The organism is Phytopseudomonas daroniae (genome assembly GCF_004327285.1).
Classification (GTDB): Bacteria; Pseudomonadota; Gammaproteobacteria; order Pseudomonadales; family Pseudomonadaceae; genus Aquipseudomonas; species Aquipseudomonas daroniae.
The window spans coordinates 1-17346 of the sequence record NZ_QJUI01000033.1; the positions used below are offsets into that span (position 1 = coordinate 1).

Annotated in this window: 17 protein-coding genes; 6 read left to right on the forward strand and 11 right to left on the reverse strand. The window is 63.1% G+C overall.

Annotated elements, in window-relative coordinates; translation table 11 throughout:
• Positions 1-207 precede the first annotated feature (207 nt).
• Genes DNK06_RS23550 through DNK06_RS23560 form a run of 3 tightly spaced genes read right to left on the reverse strand, consistent with a single transcriptional unit; the run spans position 208 to position 2182 of the window.
• Complete coding sequence (locus DNK06_RS23550; protein WP_131182391.1) at positions 208-1164, reverse strand: L,D-transpeptidase family protein; 957 nt, start codon at positions 1162-1164, stop codon at positions 208-210.
• A 60-nt stretch (positions 1165-1224) separates the two neighbouring features.
• Positions 1225-1506: a hypothetical protein gene (locus tag DNK06_RS23555; RefSeq protein ID WP_131182392.1), complete on the reverse strand. Its 282-nt coding sequence runs from the start codon at positions 1504-1506 to the stop codon at positions 1225-1227.
• A gap of 58 nt (positions 1507-1564) precedes the next feature.
• The gene (locus DNK06_RS23560) at positions 1565-2182 is read right to left on the reverse strand and encodes an arylesterase (RefSeq protein WP_131182393.1); all 618 of its coding nucleotides are present in this window, start codon (positions 2180-2182) and stop codon (positions 1565-1567) included.
• A gap of 10 nt (positions 2183-2192) precedes the next feature.
• On the opposite strand from DNK06_RS23560, the gene DNK06_RS23565 reads away from it, so the two are divergent.
• From DNK06_RS23565 to greB, 3 genes are read left to right on the forward strand one after another with little or no spacing between them, the layout of a single operon-like run.
• On the forward strand, positions 2193-2876 hold the full coding sequence (locus DNK06_RS23565) for an ABC transporter ATP-binding protein (RefSeq protein ID WP_131182394.1): 684 nt from the start codon (positions 2193-2195) through the stop codon (positions 2874-2876).
• Entirely contained in the window at positions 2876-5380 is a 2505-nt protein-coding gene (locus DNK06_RS23570; RefSeq protein WP_131182395.1) for an ABC transporter permease, read from the forward strand. The genes DNK06_RS23565 and DNK06_RS23570 overlap by 1 nt, the downstream gene beginning before the upstream one ends.
• Before the next feature lie 33 nt (positions 5381-5413).
• Positions 5414-5911, forward strand: a complete 498-nt coding sequence (greB, locus tag DNK06_RS23575) for a transcription elongation factor GreB (RefSeq protein ID WP_131182396.1) — start codon at positions 5414-5416, stop codon at positions 5909-5911.
• Positions 5912-5968: 57 nt separating this feature from the next.
• On the opposite strand, the gene DNK06_RS23580 is transcribed toward greB, so the two are convergent.
• From DNK06_RS23580 to DNK06_RS23590, 3 genes are all read right to left on the reverse strand, one after another.
• Positions 5969-6268, reverse strand: a complete 300-nt coding sequence (locus DNK06_RS23580; RefSeq protein ID WP_131182397.1) for a class I SAM-dependent methyltransferase — start codon at positions 6266-6268, stop codon at positions 5969-5971.
• Positions 6269-6486: 218 nt separating this feature from the next.
• Positions 6487-6921, reverse strand: coding sequence for a DoxX family protein (locus DNK06_RS23585; RefSeq protein ID WP_131182398.1), 435 nt, complete (start codon positions 6919-6921; stop codon positions 6487-6489).
• Between the two features lie 100 nt (positions 6922-7021).
• Complete coding sequence (locus DNK06_RS23590) at positions 7022-8437, reverse strand: MltF family protein (protein ID WP_131182399.1); 1416 nt, start codon at positions 8435-8437, stop codon at positions 7022-7024.
• A gap of 205 nt (positions 8438-8642) precedes the next feature.
• Between DNK06_RS23590 and DNK06_RS23595 the strand changes: the two genes are divergently transcribed.
• From DNK06_RS23595 to DNK06_RS23605, 3 genes are all read left to right on the forward strand, one after another.
• Positions 8643-9506 (forward strand): TatD family hydrolase, encoded by an 864-nt coding sequence (locus DNK06_RS23595; RefSeq protein WP_131182400.1) that lies wholly within the window; start codon positions 8643-8645, stop codon positions 9504-9506.
• A 406-nt stretch (positions 9507-9912) separates the two neighbouring features.
• On the forward strand, positions 9913-11397 hold the full coding sequence (locus DNK06_RS23600) for a methyl-accepting chemotaxis protein (protein ID WP_131182401.1): 1485 nt from the start codon (positions 9913-9915) through the stop codon (positions 11395-11397).
• Positions 11398-11529: 132 nt separating this feature from the next.
• Positions 11530-11754 carry a hypothetical protein gene (locus DNK06_RS23605; RefSeq protein ID WP_131182402.1) on the forward strand — a complete coding sequence of 75 codons (225 nt, stop codon included), beginning with the start codon at positions 11530-11532 and terminating at the stop codon, positions 11752-11754.
• On the opposite strand, the gene DNK06_RS23610 is transcribed toward DNK06_RS23605, so the two are convergent.
• The 5 genes from DNK06_RS23610 to DNK06_RS23630 all read right to left on the reverse strand — a co-directional run bounded on the left by DNK06_RS23610 (position 11730) and on the right by DNK06_RS23630 (position 17278).
• Entirely contained in the window at positions 11730-12527 is a 798-nt protein-coding gene (locus tag DNK06_RS23610) for an acyl-CoA thioesterase (protein ID WP_131182403.1), read from the reverse strand. The two genes, DNK06_RS23605 and DNK06_RS23610, sit on opposite strands and share 25 nt — an antisense overlap.
• 105 nt (positions 12528-12632) lie before the next feature.
• Positions 12633-13394, reverse strand: coding sequence for a CHAD domain-containing protein (locus DNK06_RS23615; protein ID WP_131182404.1), 762 nt, complete (start codon positions 13392-13394; stop codon positions 12633-12635).
• A gap of 22 nt (positions 13395-13416) precedes the next feature.
• Positions 13417-15411: a transglutaminase TgpA family protein gene (locus DNK06_RS23620; protein ID WP_131182405.1), complete on the reverse strand. Its 1995-nt coding sequence runs from the start codon at positions 15409-15411 to the stop codon at positions 13417-13419.
• On the reverse strand, positions 15408-16364 hold the full coding sequence (locus DNK06_RS23625) for a DUF58 domain-containing protein (protein WP_131182406.1): 957 nt from the start codon (positions 16362-16364) through the stop codon (positions 15408-15410). The genes DNK06_RS23620 and DNK06_RS23625 overlap by 4 nt, the downstream gene beginning before the upstream one ends.
• Positions 16361-17278, reverse strand: a complete 918-nt coding sequence (locus DNK06_RS23630) for an AAA family ATPase (RefSeq protein ID WP_131182407.1) — start codon at positions 17276-17278, stop codon at positions 16361-16363. Before DNK06_RS23630 ends, DNK06_RS23625 begins: the two co-directional genes overlap by 4 nt.
• Between the last annotated feature and the right edge of the window lie 68 nt (positions 17279-17346).

Below are 17346 nucleotides of genomic sequence, written 5' to 3' on the forward strand. Positions count from 1 at the left end.
CTGGATTGAGTTCGGCGGTCTGCCGGAGTGCTTGCTGGATGGACATAAAAAAACAGGCTCATGGAAATCCAGGAGCCTGTTTCTATTACCGCAGCCTCGGAGTCAATGCCTTAACTGACTGGCATTAGGCCCCAGGGCCGGTTTTTTTATTGCTCTTAACAATTAGCGAACAATAAGAACCCCTGTTCTTTATTGCCGCCAACACACTCAGAGCGCGGACGATTGCGCCTGGATTACAGCATCTCGCGGCGCAGCGATCTCGATTGGCAGACCGTCTTGCGCCGCCACGACCTCACGCACTACATCCCAATCCAGGTTCTGTGCATTCAAGTCGCTGCGCTTGATCAGCGCGTTGACCACCGCGGCGTGCTGATCACCAGTCGGCACGCCCTCTTCCTCGTCGAGCGGCGCGTGAGCCTCAAGGTAGACCTTGCCGTTGCTCACGCCAAACTTGTAGGGCTCGTTGATGATGCGCACAGGCGTGCCGACCGGCACCTTGTCGGCCAGCTCGAGCACATTGTTATTGAGCATACGGAAGCAGCCATGGCTCACCCGCATGCCGATACCGAATTTCTTGTTCGAGCCATGAATCAGGTAACCCGGCACCGAAAGCGCCATCTTGTAGGGCCCCAGGGGGTTGTCCGGGCCTGGCGGCACGTAACTCGGCAACGGATCACCATCGGCGGCGTGTTCGTCGCGGATCGATTGCGGCGGGTACCAGCCGGGATTCGGCGTTTTCGCGGTGATGCGCGCTTCGGTAACGGGCGAGCTCCAACCTTCACGACCGATCCCCAGCGGATAGGTGTAAACGACGTTCTGGCCTTTCGGGAAGTAATACAGGCGGTACTCGGCCAGGTTGATCACGATGCCTTCTCGAGGGCCCGCCGGCAGAATGAAACGCGTTGGCAGCACGATATCGGTGCCCTCGCCAGGCAGCCAGGCATCCACACCCGGGTTGGCGGCGACCATTTCCAGATAGCCCAGATCATTGGCCGTACCCAGGTCGGCGAAGGTGTCTTCGTAACGCGCCTTGATCACCTGGATTTCACCAACCACATCCTCACCCGGCGGCGGCAGCGGCAGCTCCATCGCGACAGCAGAACCTGCCAGACAGAAAGCACACAACGACAGACAGCGGGCGAGAGCTGAAACGCGCGGCGACATGCAGGAAACCTTTGAGGTGGAAGTGGTAGATAGGAGGTGAAGTGTATACCGCCGCCAGGCTCAGCGTCCGGGCCAGGCCGGACGTTCTCCGCGCCGCTGCGCATCGAGCGTCGCCAGGCAAGCCGGGCACAGGCGCCGGTCTTGCAACATGGGGCGTTCCAGATCACGCCACAACGGCTGTGCAGGCAACAGACCGCCGCACAGCGTGCGATCGGCGTAACCGCCCAGCTCCAGCTGTCGAGCGACCAGGTGCACGCGTACCTCGCGACAGGCGAACAGGTCGAGCTGTTCATCCGGCTCGATCAGTTGATAGGCGTACAAAGACCAGACGGGTCGCAGCATCGGGGGCTCCAGGGCGGGGGCGCCACATTATCCGAAACGCCGTCAGTGGAAAAGCCCGTCAGAGCAACGGTTTCAGGGTTGGCCAGACATTCTCCAGCAGCATCTGCTGCGCCTCTATCGCAGGATGCACGCCGTCATCCTGCATCAACGCCTCGACACCGCCCACACCTTCGAGAAGAAACGGCACCAGCGCAACATTCTTCTCCGCCGCCAGCTCCTCATACACCTTGGCAAAGGCCGTGGTGTAGCGCTCACCATAGTTGGGCGGTATGCGCATGCCCAGCAACAACACCTTGGCACCCGCCTCACGGGACGCATCGATCATCGACGCAAGATTCTGTTGCAATTGACCAGGTGGCAAGCCGCGCAGCCCATCATTGCCGCCCAGCTCCACGATCACCAGATCCGGGTCATGCTCGGCAAGCAGCGCCGGCAGCCGCGCGGCACCGCCAGCACTGGTGTCGCCACTGATCGAGGCGTTGACCAACTGATGGTCGAAACCCTGCTCCAGCATGCGCTCATCGAGCAGATGAACCCAACCTTGCCGGGTATCCATGCCAAAAGCCGCGCTGATACTATCGCCGACTACCAGCACGGTACCCGCCTGCGCCATCTGCCCCGCAATCTGCCCCAGAAGCAGCAGGCCGAGAACGGTTCCTTTCCATATCGCACGCATCGGATTCCTCATGAGCTCAAGCATTCTGTCTGCGCAGAACCTTAACAAAGTGGTTTCCAGCGCGGAAGGCGAGTTGACCATCCTGCACGACCTTTCACTGGAATTGGAAAAAGGCGGTAGCCTGGCCATCGTCGGCAGCTCGGGATCCGGCAAATCCACCCTGCTCGGTCTGCTGGCCGGGCTCGATTTGCCCAGTAGCGGTCGCATCCTGCTGGCCGGCAACGACCTTGGCAACCTTGGCGAAGACGAACGTGCCCGCGTACGTGCCGAACATGTCGGGTTCGTGTTCCAGTCCTTCCAGTTGCTCGACAGCCTCAACGCCCTGGAAAACGTCATGCTGCCACTGGAGCTGGAAGGCCGTGGCGATGCCCGGCAGCGCGCCACGGAGCTGCTCGAGCGTGTTGGCCTAGGGGCACGCCTGAGCCACACACCGCGCCAGCTTTCCGGTGGCGAGCAACAGCGCGTGGCCATCGCTCGCGCCTTTGCCGCTGATCCCGACGTGCTGTTCGCCGATGAGCCGACCGGCAACCTCGACAGCCATACGGGCGAGCGCATCAGCGATCTGCTGTTCGAACTGAATCAGGAGCGCGGCGCTACCCTGGTGCTGGTCACCCACGATGAACGCCTGGCTACGCGCTGCCAGCGCCTGATCCGTCTGGAGGGTGGCCACCTCGTGGCACCGGTGAACGCCTGATGAAATCCCTGTCCTTCTTCAGCCTGCTGTCACTTGCAGGCCGCCAACTGCTGCGCGATGCCCGTGCCGGTGAGTTGCGCGTGCTGTTCTTCGCCTTGCTGATCGCGGTCGCGTCCAGCACCGCCATCGGCTATTTCGGGGCGCGCCTGAATGAAGGCATGACCTTGCGCGCTACCGAATTCCTCGGGGCCGACCTGATCCTGCGCGGCAGCGCGCCAGCGGCCGCCGAGCAGATTGACGAGGGTACTTCACGGGGCCTGGAACACGCGCAGGTCGTGGAGTTCTCCAGCGTGATCGCCAGCGACGCGGGCATCCAACTGGCCAGTGTCAAAGCTGCAGGCAATGGCTATCCGCTGCGTGGCGAACTGAAGAGCGCAGCCGAACCCTACGCCGAGGAGGCCGTCAGCGAGGGGCCTAAGCCTGGCGAAGTCTGGGCCGAGGCGCGACTGTTGGCAGCCCTGGATCTGAAAACCGGCGACGACATCGAAGTCGGCGCCAAGACCCTACGCCTGGCTCGGGTGCTCACCTACCTTCCGGATGAAGCCGGCGACTTCTACAGCCTGACGCCCCACGTGCTGATGCACCTGGATGATCTGCCGGCCACCCGCGTGGTGCAACCGGGCAGCCGGGTGCGCTACGTCGAACAATGGAACGGGCCGAGCGACGTACTGGCAAGCTATCGCCAGGCCGTCGAACCTGGCCTGGCAGCCCACCAGCGTTTCGACGATGCCCGTGATGGCAGCCGCAGCGTCGGCGGTGCCCTCGATCGCGCCGAGCGCTACCTGAATCTGGCCAGTCTGGCCGCCGTGCTGCTCGCCGGCGTTGCCGTCGCCCTGTCCGCGGCGCGTTTCGCCAGCCGGCGTTTCGATGCCAGCGCCCTGCTGCGTTGTCTGGGGCTGTCACGACGCCAGGCCCTTGGGCTGTTCAGTCTGCAGTTGGCGATTCTCGGGTTGCTTGCCAGCCTGAGCGGCGCCCTGCTCGGCTGGCTCGCCCAGCAGTTGCTGTTCCATCTACTGCAAGGCCTGCTGCCGACCCAGATTCCTCCTGGCGGCTTGTGGCCGGCCCTGGCGGGTATCGCCACCGGCCTGGTAGCCCTGGCCGGCTTCGCCCTGCCGCCACTGGCAGCGTTGGGCCGCGTGCCACCACTGCGGGTGCTGCGCCGCGACATGCTGCCGGTGCCGGCCAGTTCCTGGCTGGTATACGGTACCGCCCTGCTCGCCCTCGGGCTGATCATGTGGCGCCTGAGCCTGGATCTGCCATTGACCCTGGCACTGCTTGGCGGTGGCCTGGTAACCGCTCTGCTGCTTGGCGGCCTGCTTCTGCTCGGATTGCAAAGCCTGCGTCGCCTGCTGGCCCGCGCCTCACTACCCTGGCGCCTGGGGATCGGCCAGTTGCTGCGCCGCCCCCTGGCCGCCGCCGGGCAATCCCTGGCCTTCGGCCTGATCCTGCTGGCCATGGCGTTGATCGCTCTACTGCGCGGCGAACTGCTGGACACCTGGCAGGATCAGTTGCCCGCCGACGCACCCAACCATTTTGCCCTCAATGTACTGCCTGCCGAGCGGGACGCTTTCGCCACCCGCCTGACGGAACTGTCGCCCCACCCCGCGCCGCTCTACCCGGTGGTGCCAGGGCGGCTGATCATGGTCAACGGCGATCCGGTTCGCCAGTACGTCAGCAAGGATTCCCGTGGCGAGCGCGCCGTACGCCGCGACCTGAGCCTGACCTGGGGTGCCGACCTACCGGAAGGCAACACGCTCACTGCCGGCAAATGGTGGACAGGCGAGAAGGATCAGGAATTACCGGGCGTTTCGGTGGAAAGCGAACTGGCGGAAAGCCTGCACATCAAGCTGGGTGATCGGCTGACCTTCACCGTCGGTGGTGTCAACCGCGACGCCAGCGTGACCAGTCTGCGCGAAGTCGACTGGAACAACTTCCAGCCCAACTTCTTCATGATCTTCGAGCCAGGCACCTTGCAGGATCTGCCGGTCACCTACCTGACCAGCTTCTACCTGCCACCGCAGCAGGAGCGGCAACTGGTCGAGCTGTCACGGGCGTTCCCATCGGTCACCCTGCTGCAGGTGGAGGCGCTGCTCAATCAACTGCGCAGCATCCTCGCCCAGGTCACCATCGCCATCGAGTTCGTCTTGCTGTTCGTCCTCGCGGCGGGTCTGGCCGTGCTGTTCGCCGGATTGCAATCGACGCTGGACGAGCGCATTCATCAGGGCGCCTTGCTGCGCGCGCTGGGCGCCGAGCGCAGGCTGCTGATTCAGGCACGACGTGCCGAGTTCGGCCTGCTCGGCGCGACCAGCGGTCTGCTGGCCGCCCTTGGCTGCGAGTTGGTCAGTTTCCTGCTTTACCGCTACGCCTTCCAGATGGTCTGGCAGCCGCATCCGTGGTTGCTGTTGCTGCCACTGATCGGCGCCTTGCTGGTCGCGACTGCTGGCGTACTGGGCACGCGGCGCTCCCTGGATGCCAGCCCTCTCACCGTTCTGCGCGAGGGTTGATAGACTTGGCGCCCGCAACAGACTGAGCACAGCATGAGCCGATACCGTCCACCCCGCGCCGCCGGAACGCCTCTCATCACCCCCGAAGGTGAGGCGCGTCTGCGTGCCGAATTGCACGAGCTCTGGCACGTACGCCGCCCCGAAGTGACCCGTTCGGTCAGCGAGGCGGCGGCCCAGGGCGACCGCTCGGAAAACGCGGAATACACCTACGGCAAGAAAATGCTGCGGGAAATCGACAGTCGCGTGCGGTTTCTCACCAAGCGTCTCGAAAAACTCAAGGTGGTCGACACCCGTCCGAGTGATCCGAACAAGGTCTATTTCGGTGCCTGGGTCACCCTGGAAGATGAAGACGGCAACAGCTCACGCTACCGCATCGTCGGCCCTGACGAACTCGATCTGAAGCTCAACCTGATCAGCATCGACTCGCCACTGGCCCGCGCCGTGATCGGCAAGGGCCTGGATGCGGAAGTGCGTGTGCAGGCACCGACTGGCGACAGGTACTGGTACATCACCGCCATCGACTATCCCTGAGAGAGCCTATTCAAAGTCTGCTGCGCGTCGGCACTGCTGGCTCTGAGAGTTCTGAGCTCAGCGCAGAGTGATCAGTCCCTGGCGAGCGATGCGGGTCAGTTGGCCGAGCATCTCGGCACCTGGACGCTGTAGCACCGCGAAATCAAAACTGTCATCCGCGAAACGCTGCAGCGACTCGCCGTCTTCGGCGAACTGTACGAGAAAGGCGCGCTGCCCCTGACGACGGCTGGGCCAGCCATCCAGATAACGCAACAGAGTCGGCTGATGAGTGCCACCGAGCAGAATGCGCGGGTTGCGCCGGATCAGGCCGGTGGTGATGGGAGCGATACGAATCTGCGTGGCCTGGGGGCAGGTCATGGGTGTTTGTCTCCGCCTCGGAAATCCCGCTGGGCAGCGGTGAGAGGCAACACCGAACCAGCGCTTTAGCGGAATTTCGAGACTCATTGAAGAATCCCTGAGGCGCCCCGCAAGTAGCTGTTTAAATCGGCGCAGGTGGCAATCCTAGAGACTTGGAGTTCGCCCTGTCAATAAGCAAGAAAGCCCGCATCGGCGGGCTTCCCAGAAGCTTGTAGTACCTAGCCGGCGATGCGCTTGTCCAGAGACAGGCGACCAGCACCGTCGACCAGCAGCGCCAGGGTGGCGGCCATCAGCGCCAGGGCGAACTCATAGCCGTTGTCGCTCATGAAGAAACCGTTGCCGATGTGCACGGAGAAAATGGCAACCAGCAAGGTAAAGGTCAGCACTACCGCAGCCGGACGCACCAGCAAGCCAAGGATCAGCGCCAGGCCACCGAAGAACTCGGCGCTACCCGCCATCAACGCCATCAGGTATCCAGGAGCCAGGCCGATGCTTTCCATCCACTGCGCCACACCTGCCAGACCATAACCCCCGAACCAGCCGAACAACTTCTGCGAACCGTGGGCCACGAAAATAATACCAACCAGAACCCGCAGGATGGTCAGGCCATAGCCTGCGCGAGTGGTTGCCAGAGATTTGATGAGTGCGTTCATGCTGCGGGTCCTTTGCTGTGTGAGTAAGATGGCGCCATATTAATTAAATTATTGAATATAAAAACCGCATAAAACCGCTTAAATAAATCGAATATATCGATTATTTTCGCATGCTCATTTCTTGCCGTGCAGGCTCCAGGGAATAGCGTTCACGCGCATACGCCAGGTAGTACTTGTTCACCGCATTGACATAACTGACGACGCCCATACCGAGCTCTTCCATGGCAATGCGCTCCACCTGGAAAAACCACTGATCCGGGTTCAGGCCACGCCGCCGAGCCTCTGCGCGCAAGCTTTGCACCCGTTGCGGGCCCAGGTTGTAGCCGGCCAACACGAAAGCCATGCGCTCGCGCTCGTTCAGCCGAGGGCTATTGAAGAAAACGCGGCGAATCATCGACAGATACCTGGCACTGGCCTGCACGTTGTTTTCCACGCGGGAGATATCGGTGACACCGACACTGCGCGCGGCGGCGGGAGTGATCTGCATCAACCCGGTCGCCCCGCTGCTGCCGCGCGCGCTGGGGTTCAGGGTCGATTCCTTGAACGCCAGCGCGGCCAGCGCCAGCCAGTCGAAGTCATGCTGCTCAGCATAGCGCTGCAAGACCGGACGGACACGTTCCAGGCGCTGCCGTTCGGTTCGGCCCATGGGGGAATGCACCTTGTAGAGCCGCCGATAGACCCGCTGAAAGGCGGCATCCTGATCATCGGGTACCCGATAACCTTCCAGGAAACGGTCGACACTGGCACTGAGCAACGGCGCATCGCGACGCATGTACCAGCGCATGTCGCCCTGGTCATCGAGCACCAGATGCCGATCCACACGTAACTTGGGCATCACCTTGGCCCAGCGTTCGGCGATGTGCAGCTCCACAGCGGTGAAGTCGAAGATACCGGCCTGCACCATTTCCAGCACGTCCTCGACAGCAAGGGTCGGATCCACCCACTCGACCACGATAGGTGGCAGCTTGCGCTCCTGAAGCTTGAGATTGATGCCGTGCAGGGCCTCTTTGGCGATGCTGCCGACCGGCAGCGACAGACTACGTCCGGCCAATTGCTCGAGGCGCTGATAACGCCGATTACCCTGCCGCGCGACGATGACTACCGGCACGTCGCGACGAATCGCTGCGCTGGCGATGATACTTGCGCCACCCTTGCTGCTGAGCAATTCGCCGGGCGCTACCAGGTCGCCCTCGCCACGCTGCAGAGCGGCGAGCAACTGATCCTTGGCTTTGGGAATCATCTTCAGGCGCAGGCTGCGTCCGTCCCGCACATTACGGTTGAGGTACTGCTCCAGGGCACGCAGGCGCTGGTACTCGACACCGATGCTCTGCCCTTTGACCTCACCGGAACTGTTGCGGCTCTGATTGACCAATACCCGCAGTTCGCCATTTTTACGAATGCTGGGCAAGTCGCGCACTGCCGCCGGTCTGGTCACTTCTACCGGGCCGGCAATGCGCGCCACTGCCGAAATAGGCAGCGAGAGCAACATGCACAGCACAAGAAGGACACGCAATATCGAGGCTCCGGAAGCGGAAAACCGGCTGACGGCCTGTGGCAGTCAGCCGAAGCTGGGCGCGGAGGGTCGCACGGCCACAGTTCTGATGCCAATAACTGTTGGCTTTACATTACAAAGAACTCACAAGCATTTGTAATTAATGGCTTTTTATAAGCCATAAGAAGCTCTGTTATGCTGCGGCCCCCACGTTCTGCAGGTTCACACCATGCAACTCATCGACATCGGCGTCAATCTGACCCACGCAAGCTTCAATGATCAGCGCCAGGCTTTGCTCGAACGAGCCTTCAACGCGGGCATTTGCCAATTGGTGCTGACCGGCACCAGCCTGGCTGAAAGCCATCATGCGCTGAGCCTGTGCCGACAGTTGGATGAGAGCGGAGAACGGCTGTTCAGCACTGCCGGTGTGCATCCCCACGACGCCAAGAACTGGAATAGCGACGACACGCGACGCCTGCGCGCCCTGCTGATCGAGCCCCAGGTGCGAGCCGTGGGTGAATGTGGCCTGGATTTCAACCGAGACTTCTCGCCGCGGCCTCAGCAGGAAAAAGCCCTGGAGGAGCAGCTCAGCCTGGCGGTAGACCTGCAGATGCCGGTATTCCTGCACGAGCGCGACGCCCATCCCCGCTTCGTGCAGATACTGCGCAATTACCGCGACCGCCTGCCTGCAGCGGTCGTGCATTGTTTCACCGGCGAGCAACGCGCCCTGTTCGATTATCTGGATCTGGATCTGCACATCGGCATCACGGGCTGGATCTGCGATGAACGTCGCGGCGCTCATCTGCATCCCCTGGTCAGAGAAATTCCTGCTGGCCGCCTGATGCTGGAAAGCGATGCCCCCTATCTGCTTCCACGCAGCCTGCGGCCGAAGCCGAAAAGCGGCCGTAACGAGCCCGCCTACCTGGGTGAGGTACTGCGTGAAGTGGCGCTGCACCGCCGAGAGCCGGAAGACCAGGTCGCCAGGCACACCACCGCCTGCGCACGCTCCTTTTTCGGCTTGCCCTCGATCGTCGAGCAGGCTGACGAGCAGGAGATCGACTCCCCCTCAAGCCTGAGCGATCGCCGCCGTTAACCTGGGGGCAACCGCATCGCTTCCGGAGTCGTTCGAAACCGACTTTCATGTGGCCATTGATTCACATCAACGGATCGATACGTGGCCCGTGAAACAATGATGGCGCCTTGCCAGGGTCTGTTGCCGTTTCAGCACAAGCCGCGTTGCTGCGAGAAATCTCACCAGGCTAGGCGGAGGACGCAGGGAATGGCGTTCCCTTTTCAAGTCCTCCAACAACGCATGGTGAGATTTCCCGCGCAACCCGAAGGGCCGGGCCCGTTTTGTCGCGATGCTGCGTTTCTCGCCGGCTCATTTGGCCAGCCAAACTTCGCGGCTCGTGCCTTGCCTCGCGGCAAAACGGGCTCCGGCGCGGTCGTGCTGAAACGGCAACAGACCCTAGCCTCATTCATGTCGAGAGCAGAAAAACATGCCCGTCTGGATTCGCGATGTATCCCTGAAACACAAGTTCTGGGCGGTCAATGCCGTCGCGTTCTTCACCACCCTGTTGCTCGTCCTGTTCGCCATGCTTCAGGAGCAGGACACCTTTGCCCAGGCGGCCCGCGAAGGAGCGGACAAACAGGCGCGCCTGATCGCCGCCTGGCCAGCCGAAGGTGAGCTGCCTGGCAGCGCCGGCCTGATCCTGTTCACGGCGAGTGAACCGCCACGCCTGCCAGGCAATGTGGACGCCGGCGCATTGCGTAACGCGCGCGGCTGGATCGATCTCGCCCACGACGGAGTGTTCGGCAGCGATCCGCTGATCGGCGCCCAGGTTCTCGAACACGGCAACGACAAGCGCGTGGCGGTACCGGCATACGGCCGCAGTCTGGCCCAGGTGTTCGCCGAGCGTGCCGGCAGCTACGCGCTGACGGTCGCCCTGCTGATGCTCGCCCTGCTCGGCGCCTCGCAGGTTCTGATCCGCTTCCTGCTCACCCACCTCAACACCCTCAAGGACGTCATGCTGCACGTGGAGAAGAACGGCGACCTGTCGGCACGCGTTCCCTTGCAGAGCCGTGACGAAGTCGGGCAGATGGCCGGCGCCTTCAATGCCATGCAGGACGGCTACCAGCGTGTCGTCGGTACGGTCATCCAGGCGGCATCGAGGCTGGATGACGGCACCGCACGTCTGGCGCGAAGCATGAAAGACGTGCGCCAGGGCATGCTCGGCCAGCAGAGCGAAACCGATCAGGCCGCCACCGCTATCAACGAGATGTCGACCACCGTGCATCACATCGCCGAGCATGCGGCGACTACCCGTGACCAGTCGCAGACCGCCGACCAGCTCGCCGGCGCCGGGCAGGTGGTGGTCAGCCGTGTAGTGCACTCCATCACCGGCCTTTCCAGCGGCGTCCAGCAGACGGCGACGATGATCCAGCAGGTCGCCGGCGACAGCCAGAAGATCAGCGGTGTGGTGAACGTCATCCATGGCATCGCCGAACAGACCAACCTGCTGGCCCTCAACGCCGCCATCGAGGCAGCCCGCGCCGGCGAAATGGGTCGCGGTTTCGCCGTGGTGGCCGATGAAGTGCGCAACCTGGCCAAACGCGTGCAGGACTCCACCGACGAGATCACCAGCATGATCGGCACGCTGCAAGCGGGCACCCGCGATGCAGTGGAGTTCATGCAGGAAAGCTCGCTGAAGGCCGACGATTGCGTACAGGCCGCTCACGAAGCTGGTGAGGCCCTGGCTGCAATTACAGGCGCCGTGGCGCAGATGCGTGAGAGCAACACGCAGATCGCCGTTGCTGCCGAACAGCAGAGTCAGGTGGCCGAGGAAATGACCCGGTCGGTGGTGGGCATTCGCGATGTCACCGAGCGCACGGTTCAGCAGACCCTGGAATCGGCCACCACCAGCAGCGAACTGGCAGAACTGGCGGGCGAGCTATCGCGGGCCATCCGCCAGCTCAAACCCTAGGAGCCTGTCGGCTCCTAGTAATGGAACGATGCGTGCAGATAGCATAAAAGCTATCTGCCACATAGGAGGGATCAATTCGCTGCCCCGCATCGAGCGCCATAGACTGGGCTCATCTGATGCAGGAGATCTCTCATGAACACGCAAACCGCTCCCCTCGCCCGCTCAAGCAGCGTTGAATCGCTCGACATGCCATTGCTGGCCATCGCCTTGCCGCTGCTGCTGGTGTCGCTTGCCCTGGCTGGCAGTGGCACAGCCCCTCTGGCGCTGCTGTTGTCCGGGTTGGGCGCCATCGCCGCCTATGCCCTGGCACGCCAGGCGCTGGTGCCGACAACTCAGCCGAACACCGTGACCGTCTGACGGCTGATGGCCAGCAGCTCACCGCTGGGCGTCCAGAGTGCAGCCGCGACATGCCCGTACCCGTCGCGGGCATGCTCGATTTCCGCGCGGTAAAGGCACCATTGATCAGAAGTAACCGAGACCATCGGCTGGATGAACTCGATCGTCCAGGTCAGCGAACTGCCGGGCGCAGGCCCTTTAAGCAGCGACAGCACCGCCGGTGGCCAGGCATCGACCAGACCCAGCAGATGCGCTTCATCGAGGATCTCGACCCGTTCCTGATCGCGAAAGCGCACCCAGCCTCCCATCTCGCGCGACTGAGTGCCACTGAATGGCAAGCCGCCCAGCCCCCAACGCATTGCCAGTTGGCGAGTAAATTCCGGCGTGACCTGAGGGATATAAGGCAGTTCCTGACTGCTCTCCACGGCCTTGATGGTGGGCGCCGGTTGCGCGTCGACCTTGATCGAAGAGGAGCGTGGCGCACCGAAGCTGCCCTGCACCAATGCCACCACCGCGCCATTCTGTACCGCACGCCCCAATACCTGGCTGACAGCCTTGCCCTCGCGCAACACCTCAGCCTCGAAGCGCGTTGCGACACCAGACTCCACCGGCCCGACGAAGGTGATCGCCAACGACCGTGGTGGACGCTCCGCTGGCACCTTACCGCGCATCACGGCATAGACCAGTGCAGCCACCACACCACCAAAGCTGGCGCGGCCCTGGCCCCAGTTCTGGGGAATCGATAGCGCCTCGGGCGTGCGCTGCACTTCTTCCAGCAGTTCAAAGAAATCCATACTCACCTCCGGACAGGTCAGCCAGATAGTAAGAGACTCGCTCCCCCTCAGCGAGCCTGAGACACACGCCAGTTCGGTCATTTGTCAGCAGAAATGCAGCCGCGCTCATTCGAGCGCAGCGAGCAGACGCGCCTGAATCACGTCAGCCGACTGTTCGGCCTCCTGCATGGAGCGCCGCCACGACGCCTCGAACACTTGCAGATCCGCCTCTCGCTCTGCCTTTGCCAACCACTGCAGGTGATCATGCCAATCACCGAGAACCGCCTGCCCCTTTTTCAGCAGGCGGACTTGTTCGGCGGACAGCGGCGAAAGCTGCGGGTACGCCTCCGCCGTGTAGCGCACACGTTTGATCAGCAGACGGATGCGATGGCGATCGTGCTCATCATCGCGCAGGGCCTCTACCAGGCGCGCACGCTGCTTGCGCAGGTAGCGCCTGACCTGCTTGTGCAGGTCGTCCAGTTGACCACTCGCCTGCTGCCGAATCAGCTCCTGCGGCCAGTCGTCCAGCGCACGAAACAGCGCTGGCAGCGCGCGGCTGGCGAGCAGCAGCTTATCCCCCCGCGCCCGCTCGGAGATTCGCCTGTCGGCAGCGACATGCCCACCCTGCTGCCTTAACGTATCGATCAATACCTCAAGATCCCGTAACGGCCCGCTCAGACGCCCCAGCTCAGCGGCACGCTGCTGCAGCGGATCGCTGCCGGCCGCGCCCTTGAGTGGTTTCAGCAAGCTACGCAACCTGCGCAAGCACACCCGCAGGTCGTGCAGCGCCTCGCCATCGGTTCTGGCCTGCAGACGCTCGCGACAGGCGTAGAGCGCTACCTGCAAACGCAGCACTTCGCTGCGCAAATCACCGACGAAACCACTCATCACGGGTACTCCTGGAAACCATTCAATGGGTTCGACTCCAACGCCACGGCAATTGGCGGCGAAGCGCGTTCAGCTGTTGGAGTAGTGTTGTGGTGGATATGTTCTGTCCTGCATAACGCTGCGCCTCATAGGCCTGCACGAAGGCATTGATGGCATCGGCCTGCCCGGGCAGTGCCTGCACGGCACGCGCCGCGAAAGCCCTTGGCCCCTCGCCGGTATGGCGCTGCACGCCATGCTGCGCCAGCAGGCGCTCGAAGCGCAGGAACACCCGCAGCAGCGGATCACGCTCGGCGCGCCACGGCTTGAACAGCCACAACGACAGCAGCCCCAGTAGCAAGCCGCCACCGCCCACCAACGCCAGTATCAGGCGGCTGGCATCGACTTGACCGAACCAGCGCTGCAGCAGTTCGAACTGCTGGGCGCCCTGATAGCCCAGCACCCAGCGCTGCCAGCCGTAATTGAGATCATCCCAGGCCAGGCGCAGCTCGTTCAGCCAGGTCAGGTTGCGGTAACGCAGTGGCGAAAACGGCGAGTCGGCAAGGAAACTCTGCTCGCCCGCCAGCGCCTGCTCCAGGCCCTGCTCGATGCGTTCGGGGGCAACCTGAAAGGTCGGATCTACGCTCGTCCAGCCCTTTTCCGGCTGCCAGTACTCGACCCAGGCATGAGCATCGAACTGGCGTACCTGAACATAATCGCCGTTGCTACTCAGCTCGCCGCCCTGATAACCGGCGACCACACGACTGGGAATGCCGGCGGCGCGTAATACGAAGGTCATGGCGCCCGCGTAATGGGCGCAGAACCCGCTGCGCGTATCGAAGAGGAACTCGTCGATGGAGTCGGCACCCAATGGCACCGGGCGCAAGGTATAGACATAGGGCTGGCGATTGAAGTGACTCAGCAGTGCCGCGACCAACTGCTCGTCTTCTGGGTACTGTTGACGCAACGCCTCGGCCCACGCGCGGCTGCGCGAGTCGCCATCGGGCGGCAGACGCAGCCAGGTCTGCATGCCGCTCTGGCGTGCCTGCGGCTCGCGAACTGCCTGGGGCCAGGAGCTGACGCTATAGAGCAGCACACGATCCACCGGCCGGCGGTGCTGCAGGCGGAAGTCGCCCATCTGTCGCGTGCCCTGCAGATCGGTCTGCGCTACGTCGAGGGCGAACAGCCAGGGCCGGGTGGTCGGCTGCATTACGATGCTATAGCGCAATTCCTGTCCGCGCGGCTGCCATTGCGGCGGCGGCGAGAACTGCGCAGCCGGTGATTGCGACCAGCGCCGCCCATCGAACTGATCGAGCGTCAGCGCACGCCAGTACAACTCGTTGCGCGGTGGCACCTCACCTTCGAAGCTGGCGCGAAACGCCAGCTCACCGGAGCGGGTCAGTTCGGCGATATCCCCCGGTGCCATGCTGTCGGCGAGGCCGGTGACCGCCCCGCGCTCATTGGGCACCGGCAGTGACCACAGCGGCCCCAGCCGTGGAAAGAACAGAAACAGCAGCAACATCAATGGCAGTGCCTGCAGCAACAGGCTGGCCGACAAGCGAAGCGTGCGCCATGGGCGTGTCGCCGTACCGCTCTGCTGTAAACCGATCAGCGCCGCCAGCAAGGCACAGACCGGTAGCAGGCTGAAAAGCGCGACCAGAATGCTGTCGTCGAACAGATACCCGGTCACCACCACGAAGAAACCGAGGAAGATCAGCACCAGCGCATCGCGTCGCGTGCGCATCTCCAAAAGCTTGAGAATGAACGCAGCGATCAGCAGCACTACGCCGCCATCCAGCCCGACCAGCGTGCCACGGGAGAGGAACACGCCGAGCGCAGCTACAACGATCAAACCGATTCGCAGCGGCAGCGTGGGATAACCGGCACGCATGCGGAAGATCTGTACCCGCCAGAATGCGCAGCCGAGCCACAGGCCGATCACCCACAAGGGTAAATGGCCCAAATGCGGCACGATCACCAATGCTTGCGCCACCAGCAGCCAGGTCAGGCTGATGCGCGGAATACCCTGGATAGCGCTCATGCGCTGACTCCATGTAACGCCAGGGCCCGCAAGCATTGCTCGCGATGACGCTCACCAATATCCGCCGCAAACGCACTGCCCGGCAAATGCAGAGCAAACGGCTGCTGGCGCTCGGAAAGCACCAGCACCCAGTGACAAAGCAGCGATAGCCGGCTCTCCAGATCACCGCTGAGCACATCGAAATCCAGCAGCAGGTCGCGCCCGCTCTGGGCAGCGAAATCCTTGACCAGCAAGCCCTGGCCTCGCGAATAGGCTTTCCAGTGCAAACGTTTACGCGAGTCACCCGGCTGATAGGTACGCAGGCCCTGAAAGTCGTCGCTGCCCTGCCCCTGGGTCAGATGCCCAGGCTCCTGATCATCCTCGCTTCCCCCGGCAGCCAGCGGTAACTCGCCCTCCAGGGGACGTGGATAAACCAACACCGACTGATCCAGATCGATCAGACTCCAGGCCACCAGCAGGCCCAGAGGAAAGCGGCTTTCCACACGCAGCCGGTCTGGGCGCAGCCAGCCACGGCGTTCGGTGGGCAAGCTCAGCTCACATTCGGCAGCGCCGCCAGCAGCGACATCCTGCTGCAGCGTGTCTGCAGGCGGCCAGCCTAACGCGACGGCCTCATGGGCCCGCCCACGGCTTTCCAGACGTACCCGCAGACGTGCCTGTTCGCCGGCGAACACCGCCCCGGCACCACCAGCGTGCAGCACCAGCCCGGCCAGGTTGCGATAGGTATGCAGGATGGCCACCACGAACACCGAGGCCAGCAGAAAGGTCAGCGCATAGGCCAGGCTGCTCTGGTAATTGATTGCCGCCAGCAGCATCACCAGCAGCGCCACGATAAAAGCCAGACCGACACGCGTCGGCAGGATGAAGATGCGGCGCTGGTTGAGCTGAATACTGGCGGCAGCCGGAATGCGCCTGACCAGCCAGCGGCTCCTGCGCTGTTTGAATGCACTCGTCAAAGTGCAGGAACCTCGCGCAGCAGCCACTGCACCAGTGCCCCGCCGCCATGCCCGGCCGGGTCGGCCTGATCACGCAACCGGTGGCCGGCCACCGACGGCAATACCGCCTGCACATCCTCGGGAATCACGTAATCGCGCTGAGACAGCAGCGCCCAGGCACGCGCCGCCGCCAGCAATGCCAGACTGCCCCGTGGCGACAGGCCCCAGGCGAACTGCGGCTGGGTACGCGTGGCCTCGACCAGACGCAATACGTAGTCGACCAGCGCATCGCTGACCCGAACTTTCGGCACCTCGGCCTGCAGTTTTGCCAGTTCGGCATGATTGAGCACCGCATCCAGAGTTGGCAGCACCGAACGGCGTGGTTCACCGAGCAGCAGCGCCTTCTCCGCCGCACGGGCCGGATAGCCAAGTGACAGACGCATGAGGAATCGATCCAGTTGCGACTCTGGCAAGGCGAAGGTGCCGCTCTGGCTGATCGGGTTCTGCGTGGCGATGACGAAGAACGGATCCGGCAGTGGCCGGGTTGCCCCTTCGATGGTCACCTGCCCCTCCTCCATGGCCTCCAGCAGCGCACTCTGGCTCTTCGGCGTGGCGCGGTTGATTTCATCGGCCAGCACCAGCTCGGCGAAGATCGGCCCGGGATGAAAAAGGAATTGCCCGGTGTCCTTGTCGAACACCGAGGTGCCGAGGATGTCGCCCGGCAGCAGATCCGAGGTGAACTGAACACGTTGGAAGCTCAGGCCCAGCACCTTGGCCAGCGCGTGGCTGAGGGTGGTCTTGCCCATGCCTGGGAGATCCTCGATCAACAGATGGCCGCGCGCCAACAGGCAGGTCAGCGCCAGGCGCACCTGCGCCTCCTTGCCGAGCAGCACTTGGTTGACGGTGTCCAGGCAGGCGTCCAGTTTCGTGTGCATCGTCCACTCCTTATGCGGGTGGGGTGATGCTACTGGCCCTGTCGCAGCGGGCAAAGCATTGCGTAACC

Bases quoted from the DNA above. Each gene is read 5' to 3' on its own strand.
- DNK06_RS23565 (WP_131182394.1), top strand. From the start codon at position 2,193: ATGAGCTCAAGCATTCTGTCTGCGCAGAACCTTAACAAAGTGGTTTCC.
- greB (WP_131182396.1), top strand. From the start codon at position 5,414: ATGAGCCGATACCGTCCACCCCGCGCCGCCGGAACGCCTCTCATCACC.
- DNK06_RS23560 (WP_131182393.1), bottom strand. From the start codon at position 2,182: ATGCGTGCGATATGGAAAGGAACCGTTCTCGGCCTGCTGCTTCTGGGG.
- DNK06_RS23570 (WP_131182395.1), top strand. From the start codon at position 2,876: ATGAAATCCCTGTCCTTCTTCAGCCTGCTGTCACTTGCAGGCCGCCAA.
- DNK06_RS23605 (WP_131182402.1), top strand. From the start codon at position 11,530: ATGAACACGCAAACCGCTCCCCTCGCCCGCTCAAGCAGCGTTGAATCG.
- DNK06_RS23580 (WP_131182397.1), bottom strand. From the start codon at position 6,268: ATGACCTGCCCCCAGGCCACGCAGATTCGTATCGCTCCCATCACCACC.
- DNK06_RS23550 (WP_131182391.1), bottom strand. From the start codon at position 1,164: ATGTCGCCGCGCGTTTCAGCTCTCGCCCGCTGTCTGTCGTTGTGTGCT.
- DNK06_RS23555 (WP_131182392.1), bottom strand. From the start codon at position 1,506: ATGCTGCGACCCGTCTGGTCTTTGTACGCCTATCAACTGATCGAGCCG.
- DNK06_RS23630 (WP_131182407.1), bottom strand. From the start codon at position 17,278: ATGCACACGAAACTGGACGCCTGCCTGGACACCGTCAACCAAGTGCTG.
- DNK06_RS23610 (WP_131182403.1), bottom strand. From the start codon at position 12,527: ATGGATTTCTTTGAACTGCTGGAAGAAGTGCAGCGCACGCCCGAGGCG.
- DNK06_RS23600 (WP_131182401.1), top strand. From the start codon at position 9,913: ATGCCCGTCTGGATTCGCGATGTATCCCTGAAACACAAGTTCTGGGCG.
- DNK06_RS23595 (WP_131182400.1), top strand. From the start codon at position 8,643: ATGCAACTCATCGACATCGGCGTCAATCTGACCCACGCAAGCTTCAAT.
- DNK06_RS23585 (WP_131182398.1), bottom strand. From the start codon at position 6,921: ATGAACGCACTCATCAAATCTCTGGCAACCACTCGCGCAGGCTATGGC.
- DNK06_RS23615 (WP_131182404.1), bottom strand. From the start codon at position 13,394: ATGAGTGGTTTCGTCGGTGATTTGCGCAGCGAAGTGCTGCGTTTGCAG.
- DNK06_RS23620 (WP_131182405.1), bottom strand. From the start codon at position 15,411: ATGAGCGCTATCCAGGGTATTCCGCGCATCAGCCTGACCTGGCTGCTG.